The sequence below is a fragment of the Streptomyces sennicomposti genome, assembly GCF_019890635.1.
GTDB lineage: Bacteria > Actinomycetota > Actinomycetes > Streptomycetales > Streptomycetaceae > Streptomyces > Streptomyces sennicomposti.
The window spans coordinates 44,905-56,987 of the sequence record NZ_JAIOAB010000026.1 but is presented as its reverse complement, the minus strand read 5'-3'; the positions used below and the strand labels follow the sequence as shown (position 1 = coordinate 56,987).

At 74.1% G+C, this 12,083-nt stretch carries 10 protein-coding genes and 1 tRNA gene; 8 read left to right on the top strand and 3 right to left on the bottom strand.

Annotation, left to right across the window (positions count from 1 at the left end):
* The first annotated feature begins 19 nt into the window (after positions 1-19).
* Positions 20-331, top strand: coding sequence for a hypothetical protein (locus K7787_RS16785; RefSeq protein WP_009188672.1), 312 nt, complete (start codon positions 20-22; stop codon positions 329-331).
* Between the two features lie 123 nt (positions 332-454).
* Entirely contained in the window at positions 455-718 is a 264-nt protein-coding gene (locus tag K7787_RS16780; protein WP_233359759.1) for a hypothetical protein, read from the top strand.
* A 167-nt stretch (positions 719-885) separates the two neighbouring features.
* On the opposite strand, the gene K7787_RS16775 is transcribed toward K7787_RS16780, so the two are convergent.
* Positions 886-1,125: a chaplin gene (locus K7787_RS16775; RefSeq protein WP_019980461.1), complete on the bottom strand. Its 240-nt coding sequence runs from the start codon at positions 1,123-1,125 to the stop codon at positions 886-888.
* 402 nt (positions 1,126-1,527) lie between these two features.
* On the opposite strand from K7787_RS16775, the gene K7787_RS16770 reads away from it, so the two are divergent.
* A complete protein-coding gene (locus K7787_RS16770) occupies positions 1,528-1,794 on the top strand; it encodes a hypothetical protein (RefSeq protein WP_009188669.1) in 267 nt (88 codons plus the stop codon).
* Positions 1,795-1,945: 151 nt separating this feature from the next.
* Positions 1,946-2,188, top strand: a complete 243-nt coding sequence (locus K7787_RS16765) for a hypothetical protein (protein WP_009188668.1) — start codon at positions 1,946-1,948, stop codon at positions 2,186-2,188.
* A 163-nt stretch (positions 2,189-2,351) separates the two neighbouring features.
* Here the strand turns inward: K7787_RS16765 and K7787_RS16760 are convergent, their stop codons facing one another.
* Complete coding sequence (locus K7787_RS16760) at positions 2,352-4,313, bottom strand: TerD family protein (RefSeq protein WP_223001898.1); 1,962 nt, start codon at positions 4,311-4,313, stop codon at positions 2,352-2,354.
* A gap of 203 nt (positions 4,314-4,516) precedes the next feature.
* Positions 4,517-4,589, bottom strand: a tRNA-Arg gene (locus K7787_RS16755).
* Between the two features lie 319 nt (positions 4,590-4,908).
* Here K7787_RS16755 and K7787_RS16750 point away from each other — a divergent pair.
* The 4 genes from K7787_RS16750 (at position 4,909) to K7787_RS16735 (ending at position 11,918) form a co-directional block, all read left to right on the top strand.
* On the top strand, positions 4,909-6,513 hold the full coding sequence (locus K7787_RS16750; protein ID WP_223001897.1) for a dynamin family protein: 1,605 nt from the start codon (positions 4,909-4,911) through the stop codon (positions 6,511-6,513).
* A 951-nt stretch (positions 6,514-7,464) separates the two neighbouring features.
* Entirely contained in the window at positions 7,465-9,609 is a 2,145-nt protein-coding gene (locus K7787_RS16745; RefSeq protein ID WP_223001896.1) for a YfjP family GTPase, read from the top strand.
* 204 nt (positions 9,610-9,813) lie between these two features.
* Positions 9,814-10,314, top strand: a complete 501-nt coding sequence (locus K7787_RS16740) for a single-stranded DNA-binding protein (RefSeq protein WP_223001895.1) — start codon at positions 9,814-9,816, stop codon at positions 10,312-10,314.
* 203 nt (positions 10,315-10,517) lie between these two features.
* Positions 10,518-11,918, top strand: coding sequence for a Cys-Gln thioester bond-forming surface protein (locus K7787_RS16735; protein WP_223001894.1), 1,401 nt, complete (start codon positions 10,518-10,520; stop codon positions 11,916-11,918).
* Positions 11,919-12,083 lie beyond the last annotated feature (165 nt).

Below are 12,083 nucleotides of genomic sequence, written 5' to 3'. Positions count from 1 at the left end.
TGCCGAAGAAAGGAACACGATGAAGTCCCTGAAGGCTGCCGCCATCGTTGCCGGGTCCCTGATCGCCGCCAGTGTCGGCGGGCCCGCGTTCGCCGCCGACGTGGCGTCCGCGGGCTTCAGCGGCCACCTGAACTCCAAGCTTCCCGTCGAGGTGGCCCCGCTGGACCACCAGTCGGACGTGATCCACACCGGGACCAGCGGCTCGCTCGTCGAGACGGCCCGCGAGGCCGCCAACTCGCTGAACGACGCCCGCCCGCTGCACCACACCACCAAGGACGCGACGACCGCCCTCCAGGACGCCAAGCCGATGCACGGCGACCTGGCGCTGTAGCGAAACCGGCGGCACGCCGAACGTCGCACGTCGTCGGAAGGGACGGCCCCCGGCATGGCCCGGGAGCCGTCCCTTCCGTATGAGCACCGCACGATGAGCACCGCACCGGACGAGGAGTCAGGCATGGCTGCCGGAAACGGCGGAACACGGATCGGCACCCGGCGGGAGACGGCCCGCACCCTGCTCGTCTGCGCACTCGCCGCCCTGGTCCCGGCGGCGGCGCTCGCCGGCTCCGCCGTGGCCGGACCCGGCCCCGACGGAGGGCTGCACGACATGGCCCCGGGCCCGCCGGGCGACACGGTGAACCCGGGGAACCCGAAAGATCCGGTGAGCCGGGTGGAGCCGCCCCGGGCGAACCTGGAGGACGAGCACGGCGTACGCGCGTGAGGACGCCGCCGTGCGGACCGCCCCCGCACACACCAGAGTCCGTGTAGCGCCCGACAACGGCCGCACAGGGAGAACGCCCGGCCGGGGATATCCCCGGCCGGGCGTTCGGACCTGCCGACCGACCGTCCGTCACCGCACGTCGGTCGTCACAGCCGTACGGCTCGCGGCTAGTTGTTCGTGCAGACGTTGCCGATGGCCGGGTTGAGGGCGCCGACCACGTTGACGGTGTTGCCGCACACGTTGACGGGCACGTGAACCGGGACCTGGACCACGTTGCCGGACGCGACGCCGGGCGAGTGCGCCGCAGCGCCCTCCGCGCCCGAGTTCGCCGCGGCGAGACCGGCCCCGCCGAGCACCACGGCGCCCGTGCCGAGGGCGATGGTGGCGGCCTTCGCGATGCGAGACATCACTTTCTCCTTGTTGATTCGGGGAGTGCGGCAGCAGGACGCGCGACCGCACTGCCCCTTCAACGCCGCAACCGCGAACCGGTCACGGCAAACCTCCCCAGATCACCCCTTTTGAAGGGGAAGGGTTACTTCGCCGGGTGGATGACGGTTCCTGTCCGGGGCGTCGAAGGCTGTCGGAGGCGCCGCCGAAGACCGGCGGAGACCGGCGAAGACCGCCGAAGGCCCCCGTGGACGTCCGACACGCCGGCGCACTCCGCGTGCGACAGCGTCATGAAGCGGATTTTTCGGGAAAGTTGCGCGTATGGGCGTTTCGACTGTCAAAACCTACGAAAACTGCTCTACGCTGACGACCGTCAGTGATCAGCCCATCACGGGCTGTAGTGACATGAAAAAGGAGAGGTAATGCGCAAGTTCCAGAAGGCCGCTGTCGTCGTGGCCATGCTCGGCAGCGTCGGCTTCATCGGTGCCGGTGCGGCCCAGGCCCACGGCGGCGACGACGGTCTGAAGGTGGACAGCAAGCAGAGCCAGACCTGCACCGGCCAGGTTGACACCCAGCAGGGCCTCGTCAACATCCAGGACCTGGGCATCGCCGCCAACGTCCTCGGCGTCGGCAACCCGGTCGGCAAGGCCACCTCGGTCACCTGCCCCTCCACCCTCAGCTTCGGCTGACGATCACTCACCACGTGATCTAGGCAGCAGGCCTCGGGGCTCGGACCCCTGGTCCGGGCCCCGAGCCGGGCCGGCATGTCGGCCGGTCCTGTCGTTCGGAGCGACTCAGCCGCCCCCGGCGGCTGGTCGACCGTATAAGGAAACAAGGTAGATGCTCATTACGAAGAAGCTCGCGGCGACCGCGGCGGCCGGAATCCTGGGCGGCTTCGCCCTGTTCGGGTTCGGCGCCGGCCAGGCCTTCGCCCACGAAGACGTCTCCAACGACGGCGGCGTCTCCGGCAGGTGCGTCGACGACGGCAACAACGCCATTCGCTGTGTGCAGTCGCAGCACTGCTCGGGTGGCGGCCACGTCGACTGCAGCAGCACCATCATCATCAAGCGCAAGAGCTCCTGACGTCCGGCCGGGGCGGCCGAGGCGCCCTTGTTCACGTCGGCATCCGTCGCTCAGGCCTGTCCGCGCAGCGAGAACGGCCGGGACCCCCAGGGTCCCGGCCGTCGCTGTGTGCGCGGACGCGCAGGGCCCTTCCGGAGGTCCGCGTCCAGGCAGTCGGCGGGAGTCACTCCACGTCGACGCCGTATCCGCGGACGAGGGCCTCCAGGCCGTGGTCGTAGCCCTGGCCGACGGCACGGAAGCGCCAGCGCGGGCCCCGGCGGTAGATCTCGGCGAGGAGCAGGGTGCGTTCGCTGGTGGCGGCATCCAGCGTGGCCTGCGCCGCGGCCGGAGCGTCCACGCCCGGCGCGAGGCTGAGGTGGACGGCCCCGACGTCCCCGAAGGTGGCGGCGCCGTCGACGGCGGCGGCGATCGCGATCCTGCGGGCGGCCGGAGGCAGCGCCGCGAGATCGACGGCGACGGACTGCTCGGTCGGGCCGTCGCACAGGAGGCGGGTGGCCCCGTCGGGGCTCTCCGGCGCGCCGTAGAAGACGAAGTCCCCGTCGCAGGAGACCTGTTCGTCCTCGTCCAGGACGAAGGCGACGACGTCGATCTCGCAGTTCGTCTGCTGCGCCCATGAGGCGCTCACGTGCCAGCGGCCCGCGGTGGGAAGGTCGATGACTCCGCCGCGCGGCAGGATGTCGGCCGTCGAGCCGTCCCGCGCGGGGGCGTCGGCCGGCTCGGCGGAGGGGTCGCCGAGCCAGCCGGGTGCGTGGACCGGCAGTTCCAGCGAGGTGACGCGGTTCATGCGGCGGTCGAGTTCCCCTCCCGGGAGGAGGACGACGTCGGTGACGCTCGCCGAGAGGTTGATCGCGGCGGCGCCACCCAGCTCGACGACCCTGCTCCGGGCGGCGGACGCCTCCTCGTGGGTGCCGCCCAGGACCAGGACCCGCCGACGGCCGAACGGCCTGGCGGGCCGCCTGGACGCCGGTCGCTCGGGGTCCGGTTGCCTGGGCTCCGGTCCCTCGGGGGCCGGTCGCTCGGGGTCCGGTCGTCTGGGCGTTGACTGCCCGGGTTCGGGCCGCTCGGGGTCCGGTCGTCTGGGCGCCGACTGCTCGGGTTCCGGTCGTCTGGGCTCCGGCACGGTCGCGACGGCCGCGGTCGCGGCGGGGGAGGGCGTCGGCGCGTCCGGGGCCGTCGCCTCCGGGATCTTCTTCGACGGCTGCTGCTCGTGCGGTGTACCGGGACGCACCTCGCTCAGCAGTCCGAGGAAGGTGCGCTCGTCGAGGATCGGGACGCCTTCGGCGATCGCGCGCCGTGCCTTCGCCGAGCCCGAGGCCGCGTCGTTGGTGACGAGGGCGCTGGTGTGCCGGCTGACCGACGACATGATGTTGAGACCGGCGGCGACGGCCCGGGCCACCAGCTCGGCCCGGGAGGTCGCGGTCTCGCCCGTGACGGCGATCTTCATGCCCTGGACGAGCGGACCGCCGGGCGCCGGACGGCCCGGGTTCCGGTAGGCGCACGGGGACTTCGGCGGCTTCGGCGCGAACCGCGGGTCCTGCCGGGGCGGACAGGGCACCAGCGGCAGCGGGACGTCCAGCCGTGCGGCTTCGGAGAGGGAGGACCGGAAGATCCCGGCGAGGACGCGCGTGTCGTCCAGCGCGTCATGGGCACGGGTCTGCGGCACGCCGTAGTGAGCGGCCAGCGACGCCAGGCTGAGATCGGCGGCGGGCGGCTCCACGCGCCGGTTCAGGGCCAGGGTGCACAGGCGCTGGTTCACGGGGAGGTAGAGCCGGGCACGGGCGAACTCATGGGCCAGGAAGTCGTAGTCGAACTGCGCGTTGTGCGCCACCATGACGCGGTCCTGGAGGAGTGCGCCGATCCGCCCGGCGACCTGTTCGAAGGCCGGGGCGCCCCTCAGCCGCTCGGCGGTCAGGCCGTGGATGTGCACGGGGCCGGGATCGCAGCCCGGGTTCACCAGAGTGGAGTACTCGCCGGTCTGGGTCCCGTCCGGCCCGAAGGTCAGCACCGCGATGGACAGGATCCGGTCACGCCGGGCGATCAGGCCGGACGTCTCGACGTCGACCAGAGCCCAGTCGTACGCGTAGTCGGGCAGATGTGACACGTCGAGCGCGGCGGCGAGAGGCATGACAGCAAGGATGATCCGGACACGATCACTCCTACAACCCGAATGCGGGTTTTCCGCCGCTGTCCTGCCGGAAGGCCGCCCTGCCTTCGGACAGCCCCCTGAACAGCGAAAAGACCCTCCCGGAGGAGCGCTTGGCGCCGTGCACACCAGCAGCCGGACACGAAGCGGCCTCACCGGCGTTCCCACAGGTGAGGCCATGTTTGCGCCCCCGGCAGGACTCGAACCTGCGGCCAAGCGCTTAGAAGGCGCCTGCTCTATCCACTGAGCTACGGGGGCCTGGTGTGATCGTCGCGGTCGTGGTGCCCGGTGTGGCTGATCCGTGACGTCGCCGGGGACAAGGATAGGGCTCCCGGGTCCATGTCCCTGCTGCTTCGCCTCCGTGGCTCGGTGTGGAGGTTCGGTGAAGCGCTCCCGATAATCGCAGGCAGGTACGAATCGTGCATCGCTTTTCACGCCTCGCGCACCGGGTGTTGTGCACTCGTTATGCCTGGCCTGTGCCCGCGTCCCAGTGATCCCTTCCGCCCCATCTGTTCTGTCGGCGCGCGAGCATGCTCATATGCTTCAGAATTCCCTCAAAATTGGGCATTCTTCACATGTGGTGACCTTGGACGTACGGCCTCAGCTGCTCGACGCACTCTCCGCCCTGCGCGACCGTGTCGCCGCCGCGCGCTTCCCGCTCCCGGTCCCGGGGGCGCCACGCGCGCGTGCCAACCGCGACGAACTGCTCGCCCAGCTCGACGACTACCTGGTGCCGCGGCTGCGCGACCCGGAGGCGCCGCTGCTGGCCGTCATCGGGGGTTCCACCGGCGCAGGGAAGTCCACCCTCGTCAACTCCCTCGTCGGACGGCGCGTCAGCGAGGCCGGCGTGTTGCGCCCGACCACCCGCAACCCGGTCCTGGTGTGCCACCCGGAGGACCAGCACTGGTTCAGCGGCATGCGGGTGCTGCCCGGCCTCACCCGCGTCTGGGAGCCCCAGCAGGACCCCGCCGACGACCTGCCCGCGCCCGACGACGCCCCGCGCGTGCTGCGCATCGAGACCGTCGACACGCTGCCCCCCGGCCTCGCCCTGCTGGACGCCCCCGACGTCGACTCGCTGGTCGCCGACAACCGCGTCCTGGCCGCCGAGCTGCTGTGCGCCGCCGACATCTGGGTGATGGTCACCACCGCCGCCCGGTACGCCGACGCCGTCCCCTGGCATCTGCTGCGCACCGCCAAGGACTACGACGCCACGCTCGTGACGGTGCTGGACCGGGTGCCGCACCAGGTCGTCTCCGAGGTCTCCCGGCAGTACGGGGCGCTGCTCGCCAAGGCCGGGCTCGGCGACGTCCCGCGCTTCACGGTGCCCGAACTGCCCGAGTCCGCCTGGGGCGGCGGACTGCTGCCCGCCACCGCCGTGGCCCCGCTGCGGGCCTGGCTCGCCCACCAGGCGCAGGATCCCGCCGCCCGGCAGCACACCACGGCCCGCACCGCTCACGGCCTGCTGGACTCGCTCAAGGCGCGCATGCCCGAACTGGCCAGCGCCGCCGCCGCGCAGTACTCGGCCGCGCTGCGGCTCACCTCGGCCGTCGACAGCGCCTACGACGGCGAGTACGCGCGCGTGCGGGGCCGCCTCCAGGCGGGCGCCGTGCTCGCCGGGGACGCCCTGAAACGCTGGCGGGCCTTCCCCCTGGACTGCACCGCCGGGGAACTGCTCGACGCGCTCGTGGAGAGCCTCGGCGCGCTGCTGCTGTGCGCCGTCACCGCAGCCGACGAGCGCGTCGACGACGCCTGGCGGCGCGAGCCGGCAGCCGCCGCCCCGGGACTGGCCGACCGCGCCCCCTCGGTGGAGAGTTCCGAGCACCGCATCGGGCTCGCCGTCCGGCGCTGGCGGCGCGAGCTGGAGGAGTACGCCGAGGACGAGGTCCGCGAACTGGACCGCAGCGTCGCGCCGGACCCCGAGGTCGTCGCCGCGCTGGCCGCCACCGGGCTGCTGGGCGGCCGCCGGGGACGGTCCGCCGGCGAGGGGCTCGCCGAGCGGATCGGCGCCCACGGCGCGCTGCGGCTGCGCGACCGCGCCGGGCGGCTGCTCGCCGACTACCTGGACCGGGTGATGCACGTGGAGCGGGAGCGCCGGCTGGCCCCGCTCGACGCCCTGGAAGTCCAGCCGGAGCCCCAGGCCGAACTGATCGCCGCGCTGTCCGTACTGCTGAAGGAGAGGTGACCGGTGACCGCCGTCACTGATCAGGACCAAACGGAACACACCGCCGGGACGGGACCCTCCGCCCGCGCGGAGGGCGCGGGGGCCGTGGAGGAGCAAGGCCGGGAAGGGCAGAGCCGGGAAGGGCAGAGCCGGGAAGGGCAGAGCCGGGAACGGCAGGACCGGGAGAGGCAGGACCGGGAGAGGCAGGACCGGGAGAGGCAGGACCGGGAGAGGCAGGTGCGGCCGGGGAGCGGTGACGAGGCCGGGCGCGTCTCGCCGTCGGCGGCGGACGGCGTCTCCTCCGGGCGCGAACCGGTCCCGTCGCGTACGAGGCCGGTTCCGGCCGGTGCGGAGACGGGGCGGGGCGGCGCGGAGTCGCAGCGGGGCGGCGTGGAGTCGGAGCGTGCGCCGTCCGGTGCGGGACGGGTGCGGCCCGGCTCGGAGTTCACCCGTACGGGGTCCGGGTACGCCCGGGTCGCGCGGGCGGGGGCCGAGCGCGTCGCGACGGGCTCCGAGCGGGGAACGGCCGGGTCCGATCAGGCTTCGGCGGGCTCCGCGCGGGGTCCGGCGGGCTCCGCGCGGGGGCAGGGCGGTACGGAGCGTGTCCGGGGGGCCGGGGGAGACGCCCAGGGTGGTACGGCCCGCGGCCAGGGCGGCGCGCGGCGGGGGAGCGCGGAACAGGGCGGCCGGACGGTGGAGTTCCTGCCCTCCGCCGGGGCCGGGGGGTACGGGGCAGTTGCGAGGTCGGCCGGCTCGGGCGGCTCGGGTGGATCGGCGAGTACGGGCGGGTCCGCCGGCTCGGGGTCCAGCGGCTCGGGAGGCGTCGGCGGAGCGGACGGCGCTCGGGGTGCCCGGGGCGTCCGGGGTACCGGCGTGTCCGGGAGCCCCGGCGTGTCGCGGAGTCCGGGCGTCGGGGCGGGGAGTCCGGGCGGCCCGGGGATCGGCGGGGCGGGCCGTGCCCGTGGGGCCGCCGTGGCCGCGCAGGACGCCGCCGGGGCCGGCGACCGGAGGGACGGGACCGGTTCCGGCCGCGTCTCCGCCCGCTACGAGGACCGCCACGCGCGCGTACGGGACGACGAGCAGCACGCCCGCGTACGGGACGACGACCAGCACGCGCGCGTACGCGACGACGGCCCCCGCGCACGCGTACGCGACGGCTCCGGACCCGCACCCGCGCGGGACGGCGACCAGCACGCCCGCGCCTACGACGCCTACGACGACGGACGCCACCCCGCCCGCGCACGCGACGACGAGCAGCAGGCCCGCGTCCGGCAGGACGAGCAGCAGCCGCGCGCACGGCAGCACGAGCAGTACGCGCGCGTGCGGGACGAGGACCGCCACGCGCGCGCGGGCGACGGTGACGACGGCGGGGACGCGCGTGCGCACGACGACGACGCCCACGGCCGTACGGAGGCGGACGGGGTCTGGGACGACGGGCTGATCGCCCGGCGCGTCACCGAGTCCGGCGCCGCCGACCTCGTACCGGCGGAGCCCCGCGTCACCAGGTCGATGCCCGCGCCGCCCCTCGCGTACGACGGCCCGCTGCGCTCGCGCCTGGACGCGTTGCGCGAACTGGTCGGCCTCTCCCGCACCCGGCTGGACAACCGCACCCTCGCCGAGGCGGGCCGCGTGCTGGACGAGGCGGCGGCGCGGCGCCGGCTGTCCGGGCAGCACACCGTCATCGCCATCGCGGGCGCGACCGGCAGCGGCAAGTCGCAGCTGTTCAACGCCCTGGCCGGGGTGGCCATCTCGGAGACCGGCGTACGCCGTCCGACCACCGCGGCGCCCATCGCCTGCAGTTGGAGCGACGGCGCGGCCAGTCTGATCGACCGGCTCGGCATCCCGGGCCGGCTGCGCAGGCGGCCACTCCAGGGACCGGACGCGGACCCGCAGTTGCGGGGCCTGGTCCTGGTGGACCTGCCCGACCACGACTCGGCCGCCGTGCAGCACCGCGAGCACGTGGACCGCATCCTCGGGCTGGTGGACGCGGTGATCTGGGTCGTCGACCCGGAGAAGTACGCCGACGCCGTCCTCCACGAGCGGTACCTGCGCCCGCTGTCGGGCCACGCCGAGGTCATGTTCGTCGTCCTCAACCAGGTGGACCGGCTGCCCGGCGAGGCCGCCGACCAGGTCCTGGACGATCTGCGGCGTCTGCTGGACGAGGACGGCATCGCCCTCGGGGAGCACGGCGAGCCGGGCGCGACCGTGCTCGCGCTGTCCGCGCTCACCGGCGACGGCGTGCCCGAACTGCGCGAGGCGCTCGGGCAGTTCGTGTCCGAGCGCGGGGCCGCGGGCCGGCGGATCTCGGCCGACGTGGACGCGGCGGCGGACCGGCTGCGTCCCGTCTACGCCACCCGGCGGCGGGTCGGCCTGAGCGAGGAGGCGCGCGAGGAGTTCGCGGCGCGGCTCGCGGACGCAGTGGGCGCGATCGCGGCGGGCGAGGCGGCTGAACGCGCCTGGCTGCGCAACGCGGGCCGGGCCTGCGGGACGCCGTGGCTGCGGCTGTGGCGGTGGTACCAGGACCGGCGCGAACCTCCCACGGGCCGTATCCCGGTGCGGACGCAGCCGGACGAGGAGGCGACCGCGCGGCAGCGCGTCGAACAGGCGGTGCGCACGGTGGCCGAGCGGGCGTCGGCGGGACTGCCGGCGCCGTGGGCCCAGGCGATCCGCGAGGCCGCGGTGCGCGGGGCGCAGGGGCTGCCCGAGGCGCTGGACGAACTGGCGGCGCGGGCCGGACTGCCCCCGGGCCGCCCGCCGCGTCCCGGCTGGTGGCCGGCCGCGGTCCTGGCCCAGGCCTCGATGACGATCCTCCAGGTCGTCGGCGGTCTGTGGCTGGTCGGCCAGATCGCCGGGGTGATGGCCCCGAACCTGTGGGTGCCGGTGCTGCTGATGATCGCGGGCATCGTCGGCGGTCCGATCGTGGAGTGGAGCTGCCGTATCGCGGCCCGCGGGCCCGCGCGGCGGTACGGCCAGGAGGCCGAGCGCCGATTGCGGGAGGCGGCCGCCGGGTGCGGCCGGGCCAGGGTGCTGGACCCGGTGGCGGCGGAGCTGCTGCGGTACCGGGAGGTGCGGGAGCAGTACGCCCGGGTCACGGGGGCGGGTTCGGGAGGACGGTGAGGGCCTGATCCACCCTTCCGGGTGACGGAGTTTTCCACAGGCAGGCGGTGGTCCACAGGGCTCAGCGGGCCCGGCCCGGCGGCGGCAGTCTGGTGCCGCGGCGATCGCGACGGACGCGGTCGGCGCGGCGGACGCAGCCGTACGGGACGGGCCCGTACGCGTGCCCGCCCGGACCGGACGGCCGGGCGAGGGAGGGGCTTGAGGATGAACGAGACGATGATCTGCGCGGTGGGCAACGTGGCGACCCGGCCGATGTACCGGGACCCGGAGACCGGCGCGTCGGCGCGGTTCCGGCTGGCGGTCACCGCGCGCTACTGGGACCGGGAGAAGAACGCCTGGAAGGACGGCCACACCAACTTCTTCACGGTGTGGGCCAACCGCCAGCTCGCCGCGAACACCGTGGCCTCGCTGAGCGTGGGGGACCCGGTGGTGGTGCAGGGCCGGCTGAAGGTGCGCTCGGAGGGCCGCGAGGGCAACTCCCGCACCTGGGCGGACATCGACGCCGTGGCCATCGGCCACGACCTGTCGCGCGGGACGGCGGCCTTCCGCCGCACCGTCCGGCAGGAGCCGGGTACGGCGCCGCCCGCGGGTCCGCCCGCACAGGAACCGGACGACGCCGCGTCCGCGCGGCCCGAACCGCGATGGGAGACGCCGGCCGCGGAGCCGGCCCCCGAACAGGAGCGTGAGCCCGTGGCTGTGACGTGACGACAGCGGTCAGTCAGGACGAGATAACGATTCCGACGCGGATCAGCCGTCTGACGATCTGACAGCAAACCGTGGTGCGGGAGATCTTTAGGATGCCGACGTGGCTTCCTGAGCTCGAAGATTCTGCTGGTGGGACCGGCCCCCACGTCAACGGGTCCTGCTCGAAGGGGAATTCTGTGTGTGCTTCGTACTCTGCGCCGTCCGTGCGCGGGAGCGGGACGGCCCGTCTGGCCGCCGCGGTCCTGACGTCCGGACTCGTCGCCGCCGGTGTGCTGGCCGGCGCCGGCCCGGCCGCCGCCGACGCGCAGGCGCAGAGTCAGAGCGGCGCCACCGCGACCATGGGCGGCCTCAAGACGTACGGCGCCGCGGTCGTCCATGACGAGAGCGGCGACCACCAGGTGTCCGCGGGGCTGTTCGAGATGTCCGTGGACGGCGGCGGCACGCTGCAGACGTACTGCGTCGACCTGCTCACCCCCACGCAGCGGGACGCCCGGTACCAGGAGACGCCCTGGAGCGGCACGTCGCTCGGCGCCAACACGCACGCCGGGAAGATCCGCTGGATCCTCCAGCACTCCTACCCGCAGGTGAACGACCTGGCGGCGCTGGCGGCCAAGGCGGGCGTCAGGAACCTGACCGAGCAGGACGCGGCGGCCGGCACCCAGGTGGCCATCTGGCGCTACTCCGACGGCGCGCACGTCGACGCCGTCGACCCGGAGGCCGAGAAGCTCGCGGACTACCTCCAGGGCAGCGCCCGCGAGGCGGCCGAGCCGAAGGCGTCGCTGGCGCTGGACCCGCCCGCCGTCTCCGGCCGGCCCGGCGAGCGGCTCGGCCCGGTGACGGTGCGCACCGACGCCGCCGGTGTGACGGTGATACCGCCGGCCGACGCGGCCGCCGGGGTGCGGATCGTCGACAAGAACGGCAAGCCGGTCACGTCCGCGAAGAACGGCAGCCGGCTCTACTTCGACCTGCCCAAGAACAAGGGCGACGACGCCTCCCACGCGTCGGGCGGCGCGGACGGCACGGCCGAACTGACCGTCCAGGCCTCCACGACGGTACCGGTGGGCCGCGCCTTCACCTCCGACAGCCGCAGCCAGACGCAGATCCTGGCCGGCTCCAGCGAGTCCACGGTCTCCGCGACCGCCGACGCCACCTGGGCCGGGAAGGGCCCGATACCGGCACTGTCCGCGGCCAAGAACTGCGCCAAGGACGGCCTGGACATCCGGACCGTCAACAAGGGCGACGCGCCGTTCACGTTCGCGCTGATGGGCGCCGACTACGCCGTCCCCGCCGGCGCGACGAAGACGGTCACGGTCCCGCTCCAGGAGGACCAGGCCTACGACTTCACGATCACGGGCCCGGGCGGCTACGCGCAGCGCTTCACCGGCGTCCTGGACTGCCGCACCCAGAGCAGCGAGACCGGCACGAAGACCCAGCTCATGAGCGCCCCCACCCCCGCCACGGCGGGCGGCGCCACCCCCGGCACCGACCTCGCCGAAACCGGCGGCACGGACAGCACCCCCCTGATAGCCGCCACCGGCCTCAGCCTCCTGGTCCTGGGCGCGACGGTCCTGAGCATCATCCGCAAGAAGAAGACGCAGCCCTGACTGGCCTCACCCGCCCCGAGTGCGGTCACCCCCTGCACTCCGGCGGCCTCGCCCTCACGACACGGGCGACCGACGACCGACGAGCCGGCCGCACCCTGTGGGGCTGCGCCGACCGCCACATCTGGTGGCACTGGACCGAACGCCCGGCCGAGCCGCTGGAGCGGT

Bases quoted from the DNA above. Each gene is read 5' to 3' on its own strand.
- K7787_RS16785 (WP_009188672.1), top strand. From the start codon at position 20: ATGAAGTCCCTGAAGGCTGCCGCCATCGTTGCCGGGTCCCTGATCGCC.
- K7787_RS16780 (WP_233359759.1), top strand. From the start codon at position 455: ATGGCTGCCGGAAACGGCGGAACACGGATCGGCACCCGGCGGGAGACG.
- K7787_RS16775 (WP_019980461.1), bottom strand. From the start codon at position 1,125: ATGTCTCGCATCGCGAAGGCCGCCACCATCGCCCTCGGCACGGGCGCC.
- K7787_RS16770 (WP_009188669.1), top strand. From the start codon at position 1,528: ATGCGCAAGTTCCAGAAGGCCGCTGTCGTCGTGGCCATGCTCGGCAGC.
- K7787_RS16765 (WP_009188668.1), top strand. From the start codon at position 1,946: ATGCTCATTACGAAGAAGCTCGCGGCGACCGCGGCGGCCGGAATCCTG.
- K7787_RS16760 (WP_223001898.1), bottom strand. From the start codon at position 4,313: ATGCCTCTCGCCGCCGCGCTCGACGTGTCACATCTGCCCGACTACGCG.
- K7787_RS16740 (WP_223001895.1), top strand. From the start codon at position 9,814: ATGAACGAGACGATGATCTGCGCGGTGGGCAACGTGGCGACCCGGCCG.